Genomic DNA, 21,832 nt, shown 5'->3' with positions numbered 1-21,832 from the left:
TACAGCCTGCGCAGGGCCCGGCCCGACGCCGGTGCCGGGCTCCCGCTGCAGCCGCCCCGGATCAGGGGGTGTCGTTGGACCGCGGAACCCTGACGCCGACGGCGGCGGCCTGCACTTCGGCCACCTTGTCCACGGAATCCCGCAGGGCGGGCCAGTTCTCCGTGGCAGCCCGGACCGCATCCGGGACCAGGATCAGGTTGGCAGCCGACAGCGCCCGCTCGGCGTCCCCGGGTTCGGGGACCAACTGTCCCTTCGACAGGACGGTGATGCCGGACTCGGTGACCTTGAAACCGCGGGACCGGTCCAGTCCATGGTCGAGGCCGATCGCGGCGCCCGCAGGGACCCTGACGTTCTTGTCGATGATGGCGCGCTTGACGACGGCGCCTTCCCCAATGTTGACCTTGTCCATCAGCACAGAGTCCAGCACCCGGCTGGACGTGCCGACGTAGACGTCGTTGGACAGCACGGAGCCTTCCACAATGCCACCGGAAATCACGGTTCCGCTGGCAACGATCGAATCGAGCGCGCTGCCGACCGTGTTCTTCGGGCCGCGGACGAACTTGGCCGGCGGCGAAATGCTCTGCCGCGTGTAGATCGGCCACTCCGAGTTGTACAGGTTGAACACCGGCACGGGCGAGATGAGGTCCATGTGCGCGTCGTAGAACGAGTCGATGGTGCCGACGTCGCGCCAGTAGGTGCGGTCGCGTTCGGTGGAGCCGGGGATCTGGTTCAGGGTGAAGTCGTAGACGCCGGCCTCACCCTTGTCGACGAAGTAGGGAATGATGTCCCCGCCCATGTCGTGCTTGGTGTCCAGCCGTTCGGCGTCGACGTGCAGGGCGTCGACAAGGGCGTCGGCGTTGAAAACGTAGTTGCCCATGGAGGCGAGGAACTGGGTGGGGTCAGCGGCGAGCCCCGGGGTGGAAGACGGCTTCTCGACGAAGGCGGCGATCTTCTCCGGGTTGTCCTGGTCCACTTCGATCACACCGAACTGGTCGGCCATGTGCAGCGGCTGCCGGACGGCCGCCACGGTGGCCTTGGCGCCGCTGGCGACGTGCTGGTCAACCATCTGGGCGAAGTCCATCCGGTAGACGTGGTCCGCGCCGACGACGACGACGATGTCCGGGTTCGCGTCGTGGATGAGGTTCAGGGACTGGTAGATGGCGTTGGCGCTGCCAAGGAACCAGCTCTTGCCGACCCGCTGCTGCGCGGGGACCGAGGCGATGTAGTTGCCCAGCTGGGTGGACATCCGCCAGGTTTCGGAAATATGGCGGTCCAGGCTGTGCGACTTGTACTGCGTCAGGACGACAATCTGCAGGTAACGGGAATTGACCAGGTTGGACAACGCAAAGTCAATGAGCCGGTAACTTCCAGCGAAAGGCACACCCGGTTTGGCCCGGTCCGCCGTCAGTGGCATGAGCCGGTTTCCCTCGCCACCTGCGAGGACAATGGCCAAAACTTTCCTATTCGGCATGGTGAGAGCTCCTGAACGCCTTTGTACTTCCCCAAACAGTCCGGCACGCCCGAACGTCTTCACACTAGATCAGTTACACCGTAACGACTACCTTGGGGTTTGTGCGTATAGACATTGTGACCAAAGAATTCCCGCCCGAAATCTATGGCGGCGCCGGGGTCCACGTGGCCGAACTCAGCCGGGTGCTGGCCCAGCATGTGGACCTGCAGGTGCGTGCCTTCGGCGCGCCCCGTGAACCCGGGTACCACGGAGCGACGGTCACGTCCTACGCCGTGCCCGAGGATCTCGGCGGCGCGAACGCCGCGCTGCAGACCCTGGGGGTGGATTTGCGGATCGTCCCGGACATCGCCGGGGCGGACCTCGTGCATTCGCACACCTGGTACGCGAATATGGCGGGGCACATCGCCTCGCTGCTGCACGGCATCCCGCACGTGCTCAGCGCCCACAGCCTGGAGCCGCTGCGCCCGTGGAAGGCCGAGCAGCTCGGCGGCGGCTACGCCGTGTCCTCCTGGGTGGAAAAGACCGCATACGAAGCCGCCGCGGCCATCATCGCCGTGTCCGAGGGCATGCGCCAGGACATCCTTCGCAGCTACCCCGAGGTGGACCCGGCCAAGGTCAAGGTGGTGCACAACGGCATCGATGTGAGCCTTTGGAACCGGGACGAAGGTGATGACGTCATCCGTGGCCTGGGGATTGACCCGGAGCGGCCGAGTGTGGTCTTCGTGGGCCGCAACACCCGGCAGAAGGGTGTGCCCTACCTGCTGCGGGCGGCCGCCAGGCTGCCGGCCGACGTCCAGCTGGTGCTGTGCCTCGGCGCCGCCGACACCCCCGAGCTTGCGGCCGAGACGGCCCGCCTGATCGAGCAGCTGCAGACCCAGCGCAGCGGTGTGATCCTGGTGGAGCGGATGCTGCCGCGCAACGAACTCATCCAGGTCCTCAGCCACGCCACCGCGTTTGCCTGCCCGTCCATCTACGAGCCACTCGGCATCGTGAACCTGGAGGCCATGGCCTGCGGCGCCGCCGTGGTGGCCAGCGCCACCGGCGGGATCCCGGAGGTCGTCCAGCATGGCAAGACCGGACTGCTGGTGGACATTGAGCAGGTCACGGACGGGACCGGCACTCCGCTGGATCCGGAGAAGTTCGTCACCGAATTTGCCGCCGCGCTGACCGAGGTCGTGTCCGATCCTGCCCGGGCCCGGGCCATGGGCCAGGCCGGCCGGCGCCGGGCTGAGGAACACTTCTCGTGGGAATCCATCACGGAAACCACCCTTGAGGTCTACCGCTCGGTGCTGCCCAAGGGTTCCTGACCCCGGCACCCCCCAAAGGGCAAGAGAACTAAGAGCAAGAGGACATAGGAACAGACGACGACGGCGCCGCCCCGGCAAGGGACGGCGCCGTCGTCGTGTCAGGGCCGGGTCAGGCGCCGGACTGCCTGGTCCCGTGGCCCTTGCGGGCCAGCAGGATTTTCTCGTCCACCGGAGCATCGCCGCTGGCGCGCTGCGTGCGGAAGTAGTCGCGGGCCTCGTCCTGGCGGACCTTCTCGGCGCCCGTGGCGATCTCGGCGCGGAGGTGTTCCGGGCCGAACCCGAAGGCGTCGACCAGGTCCAGGGCGTGCGGGCGGATCTTCACGAGCAGGCGGTTGATGTAATCGCCCACCGTCCGGGCGCGCTGCATGGAGAGCCGGCCGTTCATCAGGTACCAGGACAGGTTGTCCTCGATCAGGGACAAGCCGAAGAGGTCGCGCAGCCAGGTCAGGACCTTCCTGGTCCCCGGGTCGGTGACCTTGCCCAGCGCATCGGTGAACGCCTCCCATTGCAGCAGCTCGGCGTGCGCCTGGGCCGCCTCGATGAGTTCGTTCTGGTGGCTGTTGAACAACGCCGCCCCCTGTTGCTGCGGCAGCTTGTTGGCGCCCTTGAGGGCCGAGCCGACCTCGGCGACCATGGTCTGCACCCGGTCGGTCAGCAGTGCGCGCTGGCTCGCTTCGTCCTTGATCGCGATGGCAGCCTTCTGCACCGACCCGGAATCCGCCATGAACTGCGCCACGCCGCGCAGGCCGGTCCGGTGGATGGCGGCACCGGTGGCCTGGCCGACCACGTAGCGGGCCAGCACACCGAAGTTCACCGTGCGGAATTCCTTGGCGTAGTCGGCCAGCAGCCGCTTGGCGACGAGCTGGAGCAGCACGGTGTTGTCACCTTCGAAGGTGGCATAGACGTCGAGGTCGGCGCGCAGCGAGGCAAAGCGGTTCTCGATCAGGAAGCCGGCACCGCCGCACGCTTCACGGCATTCCTGCAGGGTGTCCAGCGCGTGCCAGGTGCTCAGTGGCTTGAGGGCCGCCGCGAGGGTTTCCAGGTCCTGGCGGTCCTCGTCCGTGTCGGCGCGGCCGGAGAAGACGTCGTCGAACTTCTGCAGCAGCTGCTCACTGGCGAAGCCCGCGGCGTACGTGGTGGCCAGCCGGGTGAACAGCCGGCGCTGGTGGCGCTGGTAGTCCAGCAGCACTTCCTCGTCGGTCGGCGATGACGCGTTGAACTGGCGGCGTTCCGTGGCGTACTGGATCGCCGTCTTCAACGCCAGCTTCGACGCGGTGACGGCGGCGCCGTCGAGCGAGACCCGGCCCTGGACCAGGGTGCCAAGCATGGTGAAGAACCGGCGGCCCGGGCTGGCGATGGGGGAGCTGTAGCTGCCATCGGCGTCGACGTTGCCATAGCGGTTCAGCAGGTGGGTGCGCGGGATCCTGACGTGCGTGAAGTGCAGCCGGCCGTTGTCGATGCCGTTGAGTCCGCCCTTGACGCCGTCGTCCTCGCCTCCGATGCCCGGCAGGAATTCCTTGGATTCGGGATCGCGGAGGTCCATATAGAAGGCATGGACGCCGTGGTTCACGCCCTGCGTCACCAGCTGGGCGAAGACAACGGCGGCGAGGCCGTCCATGGCGGCGTTCCCGATGTAGTCCTTCCACGCGGCTCGGAAGGGTGTGTGGACCACGAATTCCTCGGTCGCCGGGTCGTAGGTGGCGGTGGTGGCGATGCTGGCGACGTCGGAGCCGTGCCCGGTCTCCGTCATGGCGAAGCAGCCCGGGATGTCCAGGTTCATGATGCCGGGCAGCCACTTGGTGTGGTGCTCCCCGGTGCCCAGGTGGTTCACGGCGGAACCGAACAGTCCCCACTGGACGCCGGCCTTGATCTGCAGCGACGGGTCGGCGATGACGAGCTCCTGGAAGCCGGCGACGTTGCCGCCGTGCTCGTCGGCACCGCCGACGGCCGCGGGGAAGGCGCGGTGCACCGCGCCGTTCTCCACCAGGATCTTGAGCTGGCCGAACACGCGACGGCGGTGCTCGGTGTGGGTGAGGCCCTCGGTCTTGTGGAGTTCCGGTCGGCCTGCGAGCGCCCGCGCGGTGCGGCGGGTGTCGGCCCACTTGCCCAGAAGCAGCTCACCCAGCACTGCAACGTCGACGACGGGAGCCGCAGCGCCGGTTGTTGTCACCGGGCGTGAGGACGCCCGCGCCGGGACACGATTGGTCTTGGTGGAGCCCGCGGGGCGGTCGGCTAGTTCGGTCATGTCGATTCCTTCGTTGGTTCTGACAAGGTCGGTGCTGTTTGGGTCGGTGGCGTTTGGGTCGGCGCTGTTTGCGTCGGTGGCGTTTGGGTCGGTGGCGCCGTGCGGAGCTCGGGCGCGATGCCCAGGCACAGCCAGTCGGTGATCTGCCGTGCCATTGCCTCCTGGCCGGGCTTGGCGGGGGAGGCCGGGCTGGCGAGCCATTGTTCGCCGGCGTTCCGGACCAGGCCGATCGCAGCGTTCGGCCAGTATCCGATCACGGCCTCCCGTCCGGCGGAGTCGGCGAGGTGGTTGCGCATGGGCCGGGCGATCATGTCGCTGATCGCCGCGAAGAAGTGGCCCAGGGCCCCGGCGGTGGCGATATTGCCGCCGGCGGCTTCCGCCTCGCCGGGTGTGTAGCGCGTGACGAAGGTATAGACATTGGGGCTGGTTTCCGCCATCTGCAGGTAGGCGGAGACCATGGCGAACAGTCCCTCGCGGGGAGTCTGCGCGCTTTGGGCGGCTTCCTGGATGCGTCGCTGCATCTGGCTCAGCACCACTTCGCCCACGGCCTGCTGCAGCCCGGCCTTGTCCCCGAAGTAGCGGTAGAACACGGACTTGGACGTCCCCGCTGCGGCGGCAATGTCCTCCATCGACGCATCACTGCCGAGGCTGTGGACGGCCTTGCGGGCTGACTTAATCAGCTCGCGGCGGCGCTCTTCACGATGCGACTGCCAGCGCGAGGCGCGCCCGTCCACACTGCCGGCACCGGGCGCAGCGGAGCGGGCCGCACTGCCGCCGGGAAGATCAGGCTGGGGGATGTTCACGATACCCAGCGTATCAGGTACGCTGGGTATCGGTAACCCGCTTGAGCAAAGGAGACAGCCCATGTCCGTCAACGGACAGTCCGCACCCGGACCAAAGGAATCGACCACCGCAGTGGCTGCGCCAGCAGAAAACACAGCCGTAGATGCAGCAGAAAACGCAGCCGCCACCGGATTGGGAGCGCCGCAGCTCCGCAAGGCGGTCATCGTGGGCGGCAACCGCATTCCCTTTGCCCGGACCGGGGGCGCCTACACCAAGTCCTCCAACCAGGACATGCTGACCGCGGCCCTCGACGGGCTCATCGCCCGCTTCGGCCTGCAGGACGAACGCATCGGCGAGGTCGCGGCCGGCGCCGTGCTGAAGCACTCCCGTGACTTCAACCTGACGCGTGAAGCCGTGCTCGGCTCCGCACTTTCCGCGGAGACCCCGGCGTATGACCTGCAGCAGGCCTGCGCCACCGGGCTGGAAACGGTCCTGGGCCTGGCCAACAAGATCAAGCTGGGCCAAATCGACTCGGCCATAGCCGGCGGCGTCGACTCCGCCTCGGATGCCCCCATCGCCGTGAGCGAGGGGCTGCGCGAGGTGCTCCTTGACCTCAACCGGGCCAAGACGCTGCCGCAGCGGCTGCAGGTCCTCAGCCGCCTGCGGCCCAAGGACTTCGCCCCGGACGCTCCCAACACGGGGGAACCGCGTACCGGCCTGTCCATGGGGGAACACCAGGCGCTCACCACGGCGCAGTGGAAGATCACCCGGGAAGCGCAGGACGAACTGGCTTTCAACAGCCACCGCAACCTCGCCGCGGCCTACGACGCCGGGTTCTTCGATGACCTGCTCACTCCGTACCGCGGCCTCACCCGGGACTCCAACCTGCGCGCCGACACCAGCCTGGCGAAGCTGGCCACGCTCAAGCCGGTCTTCGGCAAAACCCTGGGTGCCGCGGCGACCATGACGGCCGGCAACTCCACCCCGCTCACCGACGGCGCCTCCACCGTGCTGCTCGCCGCCGAGGAGTGGGCCGACGCCCATGATCTGCCCAAGCTGGCCACCGTGGTCGACGGCGAGGCGGCGGCAGTCGACTTCGTGCACGGCAAGGACGGCCTCCTCATGGCGCCGGCTTTCGCTGTGCCGCGCCTGCTGGCCCGCAACGGGCTCAGCCTCGACGACATCGACGTCTTCGAAATCCATGAGGCCTTCGCCGGTACCGTGCTCAGCACCCTGGCCGCCTGGGAGGACGAGGACTTCGGCCGCACCCGGCTGGGACTGGACGGGGCCTTCGGCAGCATCGACCGGTCAAAGCTCAACGTCAACGGCTCCTCCCTCGCAGCCGGCCACCCTTTCGCCGCCACCGGCGGACGCATTGTCGCCTCGCTCGCGAAAATGCTGCACGCCAGGGGCCAGGTCAACGGCCGCCCGGCCCGCGGTCTCATTTCCATCTGCGCCGCCGGCGGCCAGGGCGTCGTCGCTATTCTTGAAGCCCACTAGGGGGATGCCATGACTGACAAATACACCGCACTGGTGAGCCGGGGACCCGGCAGGGACATCGCCAGGAAGCTCGGGCTGCCCCAGCCGGTGGTGCTGCGGCGCCACAAGCCCGGCCAGCCGCTCGTGAGCGGGCCCGTCCTGGTCCAGGGTGCCGGCAGCGGCGCCGACGAGCTGGCCGCGACCCTGCTGGCCTGGAACCTCGATGTGCGCCGCCATGCGGTGCCCAAGGAGAAGCTCGGCGCCATCATCCTTGTGCTGGATGAGCTGGCCCGCCCGGAGGACCTGGAAAAACCGGTCCTCACCGCGGCCACCTCGCTCCGGGACCTGGCCCCGAACTCCCGCGTCATCACCGTCTCCCGCACGGCGGCGGATGCTGCAAATCCGGACACTGCGGACCCGGCCGTCGCAGCCGCCCGCCAGGGTGTGGACGGGCTCCTCCGCTCGCTCGCGAAGGAGCTCCGTGCCGGCGCCACGGCCAACGGCATCCTGCTTTCCGACGGCGCCGGTACCACCAGCCCCAGCACCCTCGGCGCGCTCAGGTTCTTCCTCTCCGGCCGGTCTGCGTTCATCGACGGGCAGTTCCTCACCGTCAGCTCCACCGAAGGGCAGCTGCCGGCCGACGCCGGGAAACCGCTGGCGGGCAAAGTCGCCGTCGTGACCGGGGCGGCACGCGGCATCGGCGCTGCAATTGCACGCACCCTCCACCGGGATGGCGCCACGGTGGTCGTCGTCGACATCCCGGCGGCCGGGGACCACCTCGCGACCGTGGCCAACGAGGTGCACGGCACGGCCTTGCAGCTGGACATCAGCCGCGAGGACGCCGGGCAGCGGATCATCGACCACGCCGTGGAACGCCACGGTCGCCTGGACATCGTGATCCACAACGCCGGCATCACCCGCGACAAGCTGCTGGCCAACATGGACGCGGGCCGCTGGACCTCCGTCATCGCGGTCAACATCGCCGCGCAGCTGCGGATCAACGCGGCCCTGCTGGCCTCCGAGCATTTCCGCAGCTCGCCGCGGATTGTCTCCGTCGCCTCCACCAGCGGGATTGCCGGGAACCGCGGCCAGACCAACTATGCCGCCTCGAAGGGCGGCGTGATGGGCATGGTCCGGGCCACGGCTCCGCTGATCGGCACGCACGGCGGGTCCATCAACGCCGTCGCTCCGGGCTTCATCGAAACGGAGATGACCGCGAAGATCCCCTTCGCCACCCGCGAGGTCGCCCGCAGGCTGAACTCCCTCCAGCAGGGCGGCCAGCCGGGCGACGTCGCCGAGGCCATCGCGTTCCTGGCCAGTGACGCGGCCGGAGGCATCTCCGGCGAGGTCCTGCGCGTCTGCGGGCAGAACCTGGTGGGAGCATGACCCCATCACAGCCCGTCATCCTGGGGGAGATGCCGTCGCTGTCGAAACTGTATGTCAACGCGGCAGCCACCGCCGCCCGCCGCCGGGTCCTGGGCACCCATGCCGGTGCCGGGCTCCCGGAAACACGGCATGAGGTCCGCGGCGTCAAGGCGGCGGTCGAAAACCTCACGGCATACCAGCACCTGATCGGCGAGACCGCGAGCGATGTCCTGCCCGCCGGTTTCATCCATGCGCTGGCGTTCCCGCTGGCCATGAGCGTGATGAACCGCGATGATTTCCCGCTCCCGCTGCTGGGGATGATCCATCTGGAAAACCGCGTGGTGCAGTCCGCGCCCCTGCGGTTCAGCGAAGCCCTGGACATCCGGGCGTGGGCGGAGAACCTGCGCGGGCACCGGTCGGGCACCCAGCTGGACCTAGTCACCGAGGTGCGCCGCCCGGGGGAGGACGCTGTCAGCTGGCGGGGCGTAGCCAGTTACCTGGCGAAAGGTGTGTTCCTGCCCGGAATCGACAAGCCCACGGCCGCGCCGGTTCCGGCGGGTTTTTCCGCGCCGGATCCGACCGCGCTGTGGCAGCTGGGCGTGGACACGGGGCGCGCCTACGCCGCCGTGTCCGGCGACTTCAACCCGATCCACCTGAGCGTCCTCTCCGCCAAGGCCCTGGGGCTGCGCCGGTCGATAGCGCACGGCATGTATTTGGCGTCGAGGGCCCTGGCGGACGTGGGGGCCGCCAAGGGCGAGACTTTCAGCTGGGATGTGGCCTTCGAGGCGCCGGTGTTCCTGCCGGCCCGCGTGGCCCTGGACATCAGTACGGTAAAGGACGCTGACGGGGCGTGGCAGCGCTCGGACTATGTCGCCTGGAACTCACGTTCAGGGCGCAAGCACTTCAGCGGATCGGTTGCCGCCCTCCAGTAGTGCCGGCAGCAACAATCGACGGCGGCGTCCGCCCCGGAATGGGGCTGGCACCGCCGTCGCTGTTGGGGTACTTGGCCTGGTCCTTCCTCAGCTAGCTCCGGTCCGCGGCGGACGTCGCGACGCGCAGCATCCGGTGCAGGCTCAACAGGATCGATTCGACGGCGCTCGGGTCGTCGGTTGCGGCTTCCTCGGCACCGACGCGTGCGGTCAGGGCCTTGACGGCGGCGTCGGCTGTTTCGCTCAGTTCCGACTGCCGGTCCGGGCTCCCCTCCTGGATGGAGCGCAGGACGTCGCCCACCGCAGACATGGCGTCGGCCAGTGGTGCGGCGTATTCATCCGGCACCACAAAGGGCATGTCCTTGGCCCAGATGACATCCGAGAGCACCTGCGTCACGTCCTGGACATGGAAGGTCACCTGTTCCAGGTCCCGCAGGTTGCGGTAGTCCAGTTCGATGTCCCGCGGATGGAGCCTGCGGCGCGGGTTCGCCCGCCGGCTGGCGTCAGCCTTTTCCACGGCCAGGCGCACCGAGCGGGCGGACGCTGCGAGCGCGTCGGACCGCCTGGACCAGTCTTCGTGTTCCGGCGGCCAGCTTTCCTTCAGCGCCTTGGCCATGTCCCGGAGCTGCTGGGCAAGTGCCAGGCGCAGTTCGGCGATGCTGAGCTCAGCGGCGCGGAAGTGCAGCGGCGGGAAGACCAGCAGATTCACGAGGATGCCCACCGTGACCCCGGCACCCATCTGGAGGAGATAGCCGAAGGAGAACTGGTCAGGGTTGTGGCCGCCCACCAGCAGGACCAGCAGTGCCGCCGTCGGGATCCAGTCCCGGCCGGCGCCGATCTTCGGAAGTCCGGCCAGGATCACGCCGAAAGCCATCACCACGCCGACCGTCAGCGGCGTCGGACTGCCGAGGATGAACAGCACGAAGGCCAGCCCAACCCCGATCGCCAGCCCCGCCAGCGTCTGCACACCCTGCCGCATCGACCCGGCGACATTCTCGTACATCACCACCAGGGCGCCCAGCGGCGCGTAATAGGGGTAGTCGGCCGCGGAACCCGGCATGAACGGGGCGATCGCGAACGCAATTCCCGCGGCCAGTCCAGCCTTCAGCGCCAGCTGCAGCCGTGGCCAGAGCAGCGCCGATGTGACGTTGGCGGCCACTATCCGCCAGAGCCGCCGAAACAATGACGGGCCCCCGGTGTGTGTTGCCTCGTCTGTAGTAGTCATCCCGGCTAACCCTAGGGTGGGGGGGTTGCTGCGACAAGTGGACGAACCGCGGCCGGGCACCGCCAGGGTTCAGGCCGCCCCGTGCCCCGGAGCAACTTCTTCCCCGGCCCGGACCGGGCCGGGCGGTGTTCCGGCGCCGAAGGGGCGTCCGCCGAGGGCTTCCCTGCCGTGCGCGCTCAGCCAGTTCCCGAGTCCGGGCCCGGCCGGAACGATCCCGGTGGGGTTGATGTCCTCATGGACGATGTAGTAGTGCTGCTTGATCTGCACGAAGTCGGTCGTGTCGCCGAACCCTGGGGTCTGGAACAGGTCGCGGGCGTAGGCCCACAGTGCGGGCATCTCGCTGAGTTTCTGCCGGTTGCACTTGAAGTGTCCGTGGTAGACGGCGTCGAACCGTGCCAGCGTTGTGAAGAGCCGGACGTCGGCCTCGGTGATGGTGTCTCCCACCAGGTAGCGCTGGCCGGTGAGGCGCTCCTCCAGCCAGTCCAGGGCAGTCCACAGCCGGTCGTAGGCGGCGTCGTACGCTTCCTGGGAGCCTGCGAAGCCGCAGCGGTACACGCCGTTGTTGATTTCGGTGAAGACCCGCTTGTTGACGGCGTCGATCTCCCCGCGCAGGGCCTCCGGGTACAGCTCCGGAGCGCCCGCCCGGTGGTAGGCGGCCCACTCCGTGGCGAAGTCCAGGGTGATCTGCGGGAAGTTGTTGGTCACCACCTGGCCGGTGGTCACGTCCACGATGGCCGGGACGGTGATGCCGCGGGGATAGTCCGGGAAGCGGCGGAAGTACCCCTCCTGGATGCGCTCGATGCCGAGCACGGGATCCCTGCCGCCGGGATCAAGGTCAAACGTCCAGGAGCGCGCATCGTGGGTAGGTCCGGGCTGGCCGAGGGAAATGGCGTCCTCAAGGCCAAGGAGCCGCCGCACGATCACGGTCCGGTTGGCCCAAGGGCAGGCACGGGCCGCGATCAGCCGGTAGCGTCCCGGCTCCACCGGCCAGCCGGGCTCGCCATTGACGCCAGGGGCGCCGTCGCGGGTGATCCGGTCCTCGATGTAGTTGGTGTCGCGGGTGAATTCCTCGCCGCCGGTGACATAAGCACCCTTGGTGCTGAACCCTGGGTCGTCGGTGTGTGGTGGGCGCATGATCCCAGCCTATGCCGGGGTGTCGCCGGGTCCGGGCAATGTTGCGCCCGGCAGGGTCACGAACACCTGTGACATAGGCTGCCAGGCAACCCACCAGGCGGCACCGACGACAGCGGCGAACAGCACGATCCACACCGCGGCGGGGATGCGGGTGGCCCGGGCGAGCAGGTAGGCGTCCGACGTCGCCAGCCGGTCCCGGCGCCGCAGGTGCACGTTGGCCAGCTTGCCGAGGTCGCGGATGGCAGCGACCAGCAGGGCCAGGCCGAGCACGATCATGACGTGGCCGTTGAGTTCAGGCGGGACGAAGAGCACGAGCAGGACGGCGGCGAGGACCGCGGCGGCGGTGATGAGCAGTCCGATGCCGTTGCGGATGAACAGGAACGACGCCAGCAGGATGAGGGTTCCGAGCGACATCGCCGCCGGGCCCCAGCCGTTGAAGCCGCTCCAGACCATGGCGGCGCCGACGACGGCCGGGACCGGGTAGCCCCAGAAGGTGGACCAGACGGCCGCGAGGGGACGCCGGCTGTACGTGGTGGTGGTGCCCGAGTGGTCCAGGCTCAGGCGGATGCCGCCGAGGCGCTGTCCGGTCATCAGCGCGGCGAAGGCGTGGCCGAGTTCGTGGGTCACCGTGGCCAGCAGTCCGAAATACCGCCACGTCACACGGGGCAGGGAGAGCGCGACGGCGAGGAGGACCACCAGCACGAGTTCGGTGCCGGTGACGTGCGGGAGAGGGGAGTGGGTGAATCCGGCGACAATCCGGCTCCACCAGGTTTCGGCAGCGTCGGTCATGCCGTTGTCCGTCCTGTTCGTCCTGGTGCTCCGACGCTGCCGAAAGGGCCGGCACTGTGCCGGATGCAGTACGGTGTCCACGGCCTGGCCTCCAGCCGGCCTTCCGCGATCTGCTCCCCGCACACGGCACAGACGCCGTAGGTCCCGGCATCGATCCGTTCCAGGGCCGCATCGATCTGCGCAAGGCCCTGCCGGCTCTGTTCCAGCAGGGCCGAGGCCTGGGAGAGCTCAAACGCGATGGTCGCTCCCTCGGGATCGTGTTCGTCGTCGACGTTGGAGTCCTGCCGGGCGGCGTTCACCGAGGTGATGTCCCGGCTGAGCGCGGGAAGGAGGGCATGTTTCCGGCGGCGCTCCTCCTGGAGGAGAATCCGGAACCGTTCGACGTCGACCATAGGCTGCAAGGCTAGCGCGGAGGTTGGGGCGCCGCCTAAAGCTGGCCAGGGGCCCTGGTTGGGGCCGAAAGGCCCGGTGCCCGGCGGGAAGCCCGGGCCTACAGTGGGGAAGGGAGCCTGTGCGCCCGTATCGGCGCGCCCCCTATCCCGCCGAACCCCGGATCCAGCACAAACCAGCACAAACAGGAGACGTCATGGATCAGCCCGCGGAGAACACGAAGAATGCCGAGGAGGAAGCCGGGGCCCTGGCGGCGGTGGAGCACCACCACGCCGGCATGCTCAAGCGCCTCAATGCGCTGACGGAAACGCTCACCCATGCCGTCCAGACAGGGGACACCGTGGCTGAGTATGATGCGCACGAGGTCCTGGTGGAATGGTGCGAGACCGATCTCGTCCCGCACGCGCTGGCTGAGGAGGAGCCACTCTATAGCCCGCCCCGGAACACGCCGCAGGCAAAGCTCCTGGTGGAGGGGATGCTGGCCGAGCACCAGGTGATCGTGGGCCTGGTCGAGGACCTGCGGGGATCCTCCGGAGTGGACTCCGCCGTGGCTGCCGGTTCCATCCGGAATATCTTCGCCCTGCACCTGGATAAGGAAAACAGGCTCCTGATGCCGTTCATCGTTGCTTCCCCTGAACTGTCACTCGCGCGCGCCGTCGAGGGCCTGCACGAACTGGTCGGAGAAGCCCACGTCCATCAACACGGGACGGGGCAAGCGGGCAGCGTCTAGAGTTGCCCCATGGCGGATGGAATGCACCACAACAGCTCTCCCGGCACAGACTCTTTGTTGCAGGAACTCGCGGCGGCCCACGGCGTGGGTACCTCCTATTGGGGCTGGGACGGCGTTGAACGCTCCGTGTCGGACCATACCCTGCGCGGTGTACTGGCCGCCCTGGGCGTCCCGGCCGGGGAACCCGACGAGATGGAACGGTCCCTGGCGGAGGCGGGACTGGCGCCGTGGCGGCGCCTGCTGCCTCCGGTCGCCGTCGCCCGCGAAGGGCAGGAGTTGTCGGTTAACGTCCATGTACCGCACGGCAGCCCCGCGAAAGTCTGGATTGCCGCGGAAGACGGCACCAGGTACGAGGTGGCCCAGCGGGACAACTGGGACGCCCCTGTCGACGTCGACGGCGTCCTCACCGGCCGGGCGACCTTCGTGGTCCCGGACCGGGTTCCCCTCGGGTGGCACACCCTGCTGGCGGACAACGAAGGCACGCTGGCCCAGTGCCCGCTCATCGTCACACCGCGCAGGCTTGGCACGACCGGGGCGCTCGCCGGACGGCGGAACTGGGGACTGACCGCGCAGCTCTATTCCGTGCGGTCCTCCCGTTCGTGGGGTATTGGTGACTTCGCGGACCTTGCGGACCTCGCCACGATGACAGGCCAGGAGGGTGCCGGTTTCCTGCTCGTCAACCCCCTGCACGCCGCCGAGCCCCGGCCCCCGGTCGAGGATTCGCCCTACCTTCCCACGACGCGGCGCTTCTTCAACCCCCTCTACCTGCGCGTGGAGGAGATCCCCGAATACGGCTATCTCGACCCGAAGGGCAGGGCGGAGGTGGAGCGGCTGGCCAGCCGGCAGCGCGCCGCCAACCATACGACCGCCCTGCTGGACCGGAACGGCAGTTTCGGTGCAAAACTGGCGGCCCTCGAGCTGCTGTTCGCTGTCCCGCGCGACCCCGCCCGGGCCCTCGCGTTCGCGGAATTCTGCACCGGGCAGGGGCAGGGACTCGACGACTATGCCCTCTGGTGCGCCCTGGCCGAGAAGCTGCCCCCGGGCGCGCCGCAGTGGGCAGCGCAGGCAACCGCACCGGACACCGCCTACTGCCGGGAGCAGCGGGCCCTGCTCGCCGGCCGGATCGAATTCCACCGCTGGCTGCAGTGGCTCTGCGACCAGCAGCTGGAAGCCGCCCAACGCTCGGCCCGGCGGTCCGGCATGGAAATCGGCGTCGTCCACGATCTTGCGGTCGGGGTGAAACCGGGTGGCTCGGACGACTGGTCCCTGGCCGGCGTGCTGGCCCGGGACGTCACGGTCGGGGCGCCCCCGGACATGTTCAACCAGCAGGGACAGAACTGGACCCAGCCGCCCTGGCACCCGGGCCGGCTCGCCGAGTCGGGCTATGCCGCGTACCGGGACATGCTCAGGACCGTGCTGCGCCATGCCGGCGGGATCCGGGTGGACCACATCCTGGGCCTGTTCCGGCTGTGGTGGATCCCGGCGGGGGCCGGGCCGGAGGACGGCACTTACGTCTACTACGACCACGAGGCCCTGATCGGCATTCTGGCCCTGGAGGCGCAGCGGGCCGGGGCGGTCGTGATAGGCGAGGACCTGGGGGTGTTTGAGCCCTGGGTCCGGGACTATCTGGCCGAACGCGGGATCTTCGGCACCTCGATCCTCTGGTTCGAGCACGACGCCGATGGCCCAATTCCGCCGGAACGGTACCGGCAGCAGTGCCTGACCAGTGTCAACACCCACGACCTTCCCCCTACGGCCGGCTACCTGGCCGGCGAGCACGTCACCCTTCGCGAATCCCTGGGCCTCCTGCAGCGCCCGGTGGAAGAGGAACGGGCGGAGGCGGCCGCCGAGCAGCAGGCGGTGCTCAGCCTGCTGCGGGAACGTGGCCTGCTGCCTGAACCGGGCCACGTGGACGTACAGGGCACTGTTGAGGCGCTGTACGCGTTCACCACCCTGACGCCCTCGTCCCTGCTCGGCGTCGCACTCGTTGACGCGGTGGGCGAAACCCGGACCCAGAACCAGCCCGGCACCAGCACGGAGTATCCCAACTGGCGCATACCGCTGGCCGGGCCGCGCGGGCCCGTCCTGCTGGACGCGCTGCAGGCCGATCCCGGTTTCCGCTCCCTGGTCGGCACCATCCGGGCCGCACTGCCTCTTCACGACTAGGGGCGGTGGGGGTGCAGTGAGGCGCTTTGGCGGTCCCGTCCCGGCCGCTCTCCTTGCGCTGGGCCTGCTTCTTGCCGGGTGCACCGGTCCCGGGCCGGCACCCTCCCCGGCACCGTCGACGTCGACGCCGGGTACCGGGCCGTCCTCCCGGCCGGCCACGGGTACCGCGTCACCGTCCGGTCCTGCCCGGCGCGCGGTGGACCATGTGGTCATCATCGTGATGGAGAACAAGGCCGCCGAGCGGATTCTGGGAGCCGATGACGCGCCGTACCTGAACAGCCTGGCGAAGGACTACGCCCTGGCAGCCAACTATCACGGGATCACCCGGCCCAGCCTGCCGAACTACATCGCCCTGACCAGCGGAACCACGGCCGGTATCACGAGCAACTGCGACCCCGAGGCAAACAGCTGCCAGGCAGATGTGCGCACCATTGCCGACGAAATCAGCGGGTCGGGCCGGGACTGGCGGATGTACGCAGAAGGCATGCCGGAGCCGTGCCTGGCCGAGGACTCCGGACGATACGCGGTGAAGCACAACCCGTTTATGTACTATCCGTCCGTGACGGATGACCGGGATTTCTGCTCCAACCACGTGGTACCCCTTGACCGGCTGGACGAGGACCTGAAGACTGCCCGGGGCCTGCCGGACTACGTCTTCATCACTCCCGACATGTGCAGCGACACCCATGACTGCCCGGTCCGGACCGGCGACGACTGGCTGTCCCGGCAGGTTCCCAAAATCCTCGCCTCGCCGGCGTTCACCACACAGAACTCACTTCTGGCCGTCACCTATGACGAGGGGAGCGGTGCCAGCAACCAGGTGGTCACCGTCCTCGCCGGTCCTGCGGCGCGGAAAGGCTTCACGTCAGACACCCGGTACACGCACTACTCCTTGCTGCGCACGATTGAAGACGTGTGGGGCCTGGCCCCGTTGACGGACAATGACCGGAATGCCGCGTCCATGGTCGAGTTGCTGAACCAGTGCACCGGGAACGGCGCGGGGTGTTGATTGCCAACGGACTCGGCCGGGCGCCCGGCCGGCCGCAGCGCCGGCCGCGGCGTCATCCTGAAGATATGGGCGTCTCGGAGAAGTACGAATTGCAGCCCGGAAGCCCGTTCGCATACCCTTGCATGAAGGCGTCCGCCCGGTCCTGGATAGGGCTCGCCGCCTCACCCTGACCCGGCGGTGCAATGGCCGCCAGCAGGGTGTTGACGTCGCCCAGGTCGCCGGGATATGCCAGATTGCCGGCCTGCGCCGCGTGAGCCACCCAGGCGCCGGAAATACAGTCCGCCTGGTTCTCAAGCAGTATGTTCTCCTCTTCGGTCTCCGGGGCCGGGACACCCTTGATGCTTTGGATGTGATGCCCCCATTCATGGGCGTAGCCGACGGCGGGCGCCGCACCCCCGACGCCGTTGTAAAGCTGCCACAGGGCGTCCTGGCCGGCGTAGATTGCCTTGTCTGCCGTGCAGTACGAGTAGTCCTGGCTGGTGTATTCTTCTGGGCTGCCATCGTCCTTGACGCACGCCGTGGCGCCGGTCAGGCCAGCCGCCACGAAGTAGAACGACGTCGGCCGGTTCTCCACCCCGTATTTCTCGTCGAACATCGGCGCTGTCACCGCGATGACGTGGCCAAGGAAGCCGGGCATGTCGGCATAGCTGTGGCAGCCTTCCGGTGACCCCTTCGGGCAGTAGAGCCGGCCCTTGCTCGCGGCGAACTCCGGGGCGGCCACCGGCGTGGCGGCCTCCAGCGCGGCGGGTGCCGGACGGGAAGCGAGCGGGGCATCGGTCGGTCCGGGGGTGGGGGACGGGGTTGTGCTGGCCTCGCCGCCGGGTGCGGAACTTGCATGCGGTGAGAATCAACAGGGAAGCGGGCAGCTCGATCGCTGCGGCTGTACGACGGTTCATGGTACTCCTCGGTCGCCGGTGAGACCCCAGGTGCTGCCAGTTCCGACACGACTCGGTGAGTGTTCCCCCCCCGGGCACAAGGATAGGGTTGCCGGTACGCCGTGTCCACGCCAAACTGGCAGCATGGGCGCACAGCCGATACTAAGGACCCCGTGAGCCCCCTCGACGACCTCAATCAGCGCCTGGCCGACCGGCTCGACGAATTCGTCTACAACATCGACAACCGGCCCGACAATGCGTGGCTGCGGTTCATGGTGCTGCTTCAGGGCGCGTTCTGCGCGGCCGTCGCGGGTGGCGTCACCTTCGTGGTGGGTGCCTGCGCCCGCGTCGAGGACGGGTATGCGCTCACGGGCCTCACAGCATTGGGCGGGCTGGCGGGCCTGTGGTGGTGTGTCGCCGCGATGCAGCGCCTCGGGCGCAGGGCCAAAGCCGAATACGTCCGGCACGGCGGCAACCCCGCCGGAACCAGCGACCTTCTCTTCGGCGCCGTGGTCTACACGGTCATGCCTGACGGCCGGTGGAAGTGGCCGGAACCGGGCTCCAGCGGCGAATGACCTGCTGCGGCTCAGGGTTGTGGGATAAAAGGTGTGTACGGATTGTGCATACTTCCCAGTGGCGGCGCCGTTCGCCATCCGGGGCGTCTTTGAACACGTTTTCCGGCCCTTGGGTCCTGTGTTTGCGGCGTGTCCGTGTCAAAGTGCCCCCGGACCGCCTACGACGGGCGAAGCCCCGGGGCGCGCCCGGGTCCGCTTGCTCAGGGTCCAGGCAGGACGCGCCGGCACGCCGGGGATATAAACACGTTTTTGTCCTAATTACCCGCGGCTCAGGCTGCTAACCCGCTAACCCCTAACCCCCAGGCTGGAGCCCTCGTGGGGACACAAAAAGGCCCCGGAATCCATGGGGTTCCAGGGCCTTTTCCTGTTGTGCGCGGAGGGGGACTTGAACCCCCACCCCCTTTCGAGGACTAGCACCTCAAGCTAGCGCGTCTGCCATTCCGCCACCCGCGCAGGTGGTATTCGGTGAACCTTTTCGCCTTTCAGCGTTTCGGTTTTCTCCGAAGCAGCGAGAAAGACTCTAGCATGAAGTTTCCCGAAACAAATAATCGGGGCCTTCAGGGGCATGTGGGTAGGCTGAAGCGAGCAACCGCGCCGACGCCACGAGGAGTGACCATGACTGAAATCAGGCCCGAGGACGAAGTCGTCAGAATCTGCCAGGAACTGATCCGGATCGATACGTCCAACTACGGTGACGGCTCCGGCCCGGGGGAGCGGGCCGCCGCCGAATACACCGCGGGGCTGATGACCGAGGTGGGGCTGGATGCCGAAATCTTCGAGGCTGCACCGGGCCGCGCCAGCGTGGTGACCAGGCTTGCCGGGGAGGACCCGTCCGCCAGCGCCCTCGTGGTCCACGGACACCTGGATGTTGTCCCTGCACTCCGCGAACAGTGGTCGGTGGATCCCTTCGGCGCCGAACTCAGGGACGGCATGATCTGGGGCCGGGGCGCCGTGGACATGAAGGACATGGACGCCATGATCCTCGCCGTCCTGCGGAACTTTGCCCGCACCGGACGCAAGCCCAAGCGGGACCTGATCTTCGCTTTCTTCGCTGACGAGGAAGCCGGCGGCACCTACGGGGCCCGTTACGCGATCGAGAAGCGGCCCGAACTCTTTGACGGCGCCACCGAGGCCATCTCCGAGGTCGGCGGCTTCTCCGCCACCATCGGCGGGCAGCGCACCTACCTGCTCCAGACCGCCGAGAAAGGCCTGTCCTGGCTCCGTCTCGTCGCCCACGGCCGTGCGGGCCACGGCTCCCAGATCAACACCGACAACGCCGTCACGCGGCTGGCCAGCGCGGTGTCCCGGATCGGCGAGTACCGGTGGCCGGTGGAACTGACCCCCACCACCCGGCAGTTCCTTGACGGCGTGACGGAACTCACGGGGGTGGAGTTCGACCCCGACGACCCGGACAAGATCCTCAAGGAACTCGGCACCGTGGCCCGCTTCGTCGGCGCCACCCTGCAGAACACCACCAACCCCACCCTGCTCAAGGGCGGTTACAAGCACAACGTGATCCCCGAATCAGCCGAGGCACTCATCGACTGCCGCACCCTGCCCGGCCAGGAGCAGCACGTCCTCGAAGTCGTGCGCGAGCTTGCCGGCAAGGGTGTGGACGTGAGCTACGTCCACAACGACGTCTCCCTGGAGGTTCCGTTCGCCGGCAACCTCGTGGACTCCATGATCGACGCGCTGCACGCGGAAGACCCGGGCGCCAAGGTTCTGCCGTACACCCTCTCCGGCGGCACGGACAACAAGTCCCTCAGCCGGCTCGGCATCACCGGCTACGGCTTCGCCCCGCTCCAGCTCCCGGACGAACTGGACTTCACCGGGATGTTCCACGGCGTGGACGAGCGCGTCCCCACCGATTCCCTGAAATTTGGCGCACGGGTCCTGGATACCCTGCTCACCAACTACTGAGGCCGGAATGACGACGCCATTGAACCCTGAAGACGTCCTGCCCGACGCCCTGCTGGAACTGATCCGCGGCCGCGCCGCCGGCTACGACCGGGACAACGCCTTTTTCCACGAGGACCTGGAGGAGCTGGCGGCGGCCGGCTACCTGAAGATTTTCGTCCCGGCCTCCGACGGCGGACTGGGACTCGGGCTCGCGGCGGCGGCGCAGCTGCAGCGGCGGCTTGCGACGGCGGCGCCCGCCACCGCACTGGCCATCAACATGCATCTGGTGTGGACCGGCGTCGCGCACGTCCTGGCCGCCCGTGGCGACGCCTCGCTCGACTTTGTCCTCCGGGAGGCCGGGCAGGGGGAGATTTTCGCGTTCGGGAACTCGGAGGCGGGGAACGATGCGGTGCTGTTCGATTCCCGCACCTCCGCCGTCCCGCAGCCCGGTGGCGGCTACGCCTTCACCGGCCGCAAGATCTTCACGAGTCTCTCGCCGGCCTGGACCCGGCTGGGGATCTTCGGCAAGGATGCCTCGGCCGGGGACGGCGCCGGACAATTGGTCCACGGCTTCATCGCCAGGGACACCCCCGGTTACGAAATCCTGGCCGACTGGGACACCCTGGGCATGCGGGCCAGCCAGTCGAACACCACGGTCCTGGCTGGTGCGGTGGTGCCGGCGGAGCGCATCTTCCGGAAACTGCCGGTGGGCCCGACCGCGGACCCGCTGATCTTCGCCATATTCGCCTGCTTCGAGACACTGCTCGCGGCCGTCTACACGGGCATCGGCGAGCGGGCCCTCACCCTGGGGGTCGAGGCCGTGAAGCGACGGACGTCGTTCAAGAACGAAGGGCGCAGCTACGCCCAGGATCCTGACATCCGCTGGAAGGTCGCCGACGCGGCGATGGCGATGGACGCGCTGTACCCCCAGCTGTCCAGCGTGGCCGCGGACGTCGACGCGCTGGCCGATCATGGCGGCCAGTGGTTCCCGAAGCTGGTGGGACTGAAAGTCAGTGCGACGGAGACAGCCCGCACCGTTGTGGACCTGGCCATCAGGGTCTCCGGGGGATCGAGTTACTTCCGCGGTTCCGAACTGGAACGGCTGTACCGTGACGTGCTGGCGGGAATGTTCCACCCCTCGGACGACGAATCGGCGCACAACACCGTGGCGAACGCGTGGCTGGGACCGCTGGAGACGCCCTAGACGGTCCGCCGGACCCCGGAACCCTAAACGGTCCGCTGGACCTGCGTCACCCGGCGGCGGAGCCAGAAGCGGCGGCTGCCGCCTAAATACAGCACACTGCGTTCGAGTTCCCACTTGCCGTACTCGGAATGCTCGACCAGGCGGCGGCGCGCTTCGGGCAGGGAATCTTCAGGGCTGACGGTCAGTACGAGGTACTCGTACTGCCTCACGTAGTCCCGTTCCCGCCGGACCGAGCTGCTGAGAAAATGTTCTTTCAT

The 21,832-nt window shown here is 68.2% G+C and carries 19 protein-coding genes and 1 tRNA gene; 10 read left to right on the top strand and 10 right to left on the bottom strand.

The genetic code is table 11. From position 1 onward, the window contains the following. Nucleotides 1–61 precede the first annotated feature (61 nt). Nucleotides 62–1,471, bottom strand: a complete 1,410-nt coding sequence (glgC, locus tag ACZY0Y_RS05265) for a glucose-1-phosphate adenylyltransferase (RefSeq protein ID WP_463881116.1) — start codon at nucleotides 1,469–1,471, stop codon at nucleotides 62–64. A gap of 101 nt (nucleotides 1,472–1,572) precedes the next feature. Between glgC and glgA the strand changes: the two genes are divergently transcribed. Beyond that, nucleotides 1,573–2,778: a glycogen synthase gene (glgA, locus tag ACZY0Y_RS05260; RefSeq protein WP_463957024.1), complete on the top strand. Its 1,206-nt coding sequence runs from the start codon at nucleotides 1,573–1,575 to the stop codon at nucleotides 2,776–2,778. A gap of 109 nt (nucleotides 2,779–2,887) precedes the next feature. On the opposite strand, the gene ACZY0Y_RS05255 is transcribed toward glgA, so the two are convergent. Then, complete coding sequence (locus tag ACZY0Y_RS05255; RefSeq protein WP_463881111.1) at nucleotides 2,888–5,023, bottom strand: acyl-CoA dehydrogenase family protein; 2,136 nt, start codon at nucleotides 5,021–5,023, stop codon at nucleotides 2,888–2,890. After that, nucleotides 5,020–5,826: a TetR/AcrR family transcriptional regulator gene (locus tag ACZY0Y_RS05250; protein ID WP_463957023.1), complete on the bottom strand. Its 807-nt coding sequence runs from the start codon at nucleotides 5,824–5,826 to the stop codon at nucleotides 5,020–5,022. The genes ACZY0Y_RS05255 and ACZY0Y_RS05250 overlap by 4 nt, the downstream gene beginning before the upstream one ends. Before the next feature lie 61 nt (nucleotides 5,827–5,887). Between ACZY0Y_RS05250 and ACZY0Y_RS05245 the strand changes: the two genes are divergently transcribed. From ACZY0Y_RS05245 to ACZY0Y_RS05235, 3 genes are read left to right on the top strand one after another with little or no spacing between them, the layout of a single operon-like run. Further along, nucleotides 5,888–7,306: an acetyl-CoA C-acetyltransferase gene (locus tag ACZY0Y_RS05245; protein ID WP_463881105.1), complete on the top strand. Its 1,419-nt coding sequence runs from the start codon at nucleotides 5,888–5,890 to the stop codon at nucleotides 7,304–7,306. A gap of 9 nt (nucleotides 7,307–7,315) precedes the next feature. Next, on the top strand, nucleotides 7,316–8,671 hold the full coding sequence (locus ACZY0Y_RS05240) for a 3-oxoacyl-ACP reductase (protein ID WP_463957022.1): 1,356 nt from the start codon (nucleotides 7,316–7,318) through the stop codon (nucleotides 8,669–8,671). Next, a complete protein-coding gene (locus tag ACZY0Y_RS05235; protein WP_463957021.1) occupies nucleotides 8,668–9,582 on the top strand; it encodes a MaoC family dehydratase in 915 nt (304 codons plus the stop codon). The genes ACZY0Y_RS05240 and ACZY0Y_RS05235 overlap by 4 nt, the downstream gene beginning before the upstream one ends. Before the next feature lie 91 nt (nucleotides 9,583–9,673). On the opposite strand, the gene ACZY0Y_RS05230 is transcribed toward ACZY0Y_RS05235, so the two are convergent. From ACZY0Y_RS05230 to ACZY0Y_RS05215, 4 genes are all read right to left on the bottom strand, one after another. Continuing rightward, nucleotides 9,674–10,804: an FUSC family protein gene (locus tag ACZY0Y_RS05230; RefSeq protein ID WP_463957020.1), complete on the bottom strand. Its 1,131-nt coding sequence runs from the start codon at nucleotides 10,802–10,804 to the stop codon at nucleotides 9,674–9,676. 69 nt (nucleotides 10,805–10,873) lie between these two features. Then, on the bottom strand, nucleotides 10,874–11,938 hold the full coding sequence (locus ACZY0Y_RS05225; protein WP_463881093.1) for a glutathione S-transferase family protein: 1,065 nt from the start codon (nucleotides 11,936–11,938) through the stop codon (nucleotides 10,874–10,876). A gap of 9 nt (nucleotides 11,939–11,947) precedes the next feature. Continuing rightward, nucleotides 11,948–12,727: a M50 family metallopeptidase gene (locus tag ACZY0Y_RS05220; protein WP_463957019.1), complete on the bottom strand. Its 780-nt coding sequence runs from the start codon at nucleotides 12,725–12,727 to the stop codon at nucleotides 11,948–11,950. Continuing rightward, entirely contained in the window at nucleotides 12,724–13,119 is a 396-nt protein-coding gene (locus ACZY0Y_RS05215; RefSeq protein WP_463881088.1) for a TraR/DksA family transcriptional regulator, read from the bottom strand. The genes ACZY0Y_RS05220 and ACZY0Y_RS05215 overlap by 4 nt, the downstream gene beginning before the upstream one ends. A gap of 194 nt (nucleotides 13,120–13,313) precedes the next feature. On the opposite strand from ACZY0Y_RS05215, the gene ACZY0Y_RS05210 reads away from it, so the two are divergent. From ACZY0Y_RS05210 to ACZY0Y_RS05200, 3 genes are read left to right on the top strand one after another with little or no spacing between them, the layout of a single operon-like run. After that, entirely contained in the window at nucleotides 13,314–13,847 is a 534-nt protein-coding gene (locus ACZY0Y_RS05210; RefSeq protein WP_463957018.1) for a hemerythrin domain-containing protein, read from the top strand. 9 nt (nucleotides 13,848–13,856) lie between these two features. Further along, a complete protein-coding gene (gene malQ, locus ACZY0Y_RS05205; RefSeq protein ID WP_463957017.1) occupies nucleotides 13,857–16,013 on the top strand; it encodes a 4-alpha-glucanotransferase in 2,157 nt (718 codons plus the stop codon). Between the two features lie 16 nt (nucleotides 16,014–16,029). After that, nucleotides 16,030–17,022 (top strand): alkaline phosphatase family protein, encoded by a 993-nt coding sequence (locus ACZY0Y_RS05200; protein WP_463957016.1) that lies wholly within the window; start codon nucleotides 16,030–16,032, stop codon nucleotides 17,020–17,022. A 52-nt stretch (nucleotides 17,023–17,074) separates the two neighbouring features. Here the strand turns inward: ACZY0Y_RS05200 and ACZY0Y_RS05195 are convergent, their stop codons facing one another. Next, nucleotides 17,075–17,743: a neutral zinc metallopeptidase gene (locus ACZY0Y_RS05195; RefSeq protein WP_463957015.1), complete on the bottom strand. Its 669-nt coding sequence runs from the start codon at nucleotides 17,741–17,743 to the stop codon at nucleotides 17,075–17,077. Nucleotides 17,744–18,070: 327 nt separating this feature from the next. On the opposite strand from ACZY0Y_RS05195, the gene ACZY0Y_RS05190 reads away from it, so the two are divergent. After that, nucleotides 18,071–18,472: a hypothetical protein gene (locus ACZY0Y_RS05190; protein WP_463885039.1), complete on the top strand. Its 402-nt coding sequence runs from the start codon at nucleotides 18,071–18,073 to the stop codon at nucleotides 18,470–18,472. A 370-nt stretch (nucleotides 18,473–18,842) separates the two neighbouring features. On the opposite strand, the gene ACZY0Y_RS05185 is transcribed toward ACZY0Y_RS05190, so the two are convergent. Beyond that, nucleotides 18,843–18,925: transfer RNA gene (locus ACZY0Y_RS05185), tRNA-Leu, on the bottom strand. A gap of 162 nt (nucleotides 18,926–19,087) precedes the next feature. Here ACZY0Y_RS05185 and ACZY0Y_RS05180 point away from each other — a divergent pair. After that, nucleotides 19,088–20,392, top strand: coding sequence for a M20/M25/M40 family metallo-hydrolase (locus ACZY0Y_RS05180; protein WP_463957014.1), 1,305 nt, complete (start codon nucleotides 19,088–19,090; stop codon nucleotides 20,390–20,392). Nucleotides 20,393–20,411: 19 nt separating this feature from the next. Then, complete coding sequence (locus ACZY0Y_RS05175; RefSeq protein WP_463885049.1) at nucleotides 20,412–21,575, top strand: acyl-CoA dehydrogenase family protein; 1,164 nt, start codon at nucleotides 20,412–20,414, stop codon at nucleotides 21,573–21,575. Nucleotides 21,576–21,598: 23 nt separating this feature from the next. Here the strand turns inward: ACZY0Y_RS05175 and ACZY0Y_RS05170 are convergent, their stop codons facing one another. Beyond that, nucleotides 21,599–21,832 (bottom strand): DUF5703 family protein, encoded by a 234-nt coding sequence (locus ACZY0Y_RS05170; protein ID WP_463885037.1) that lies wholly within the window; start codon nucleotides 21,830–21,832, stop codon nucleotides 21,599–21,601.

The organism is Pseudarthrobacter kochi, assembly GCF_055412805.1.
The sequence above is the reverse complement of the archived record's forward strand: the minus strand, read 5'-3'. Positions and strand labels throughout refer to the sequence as shown.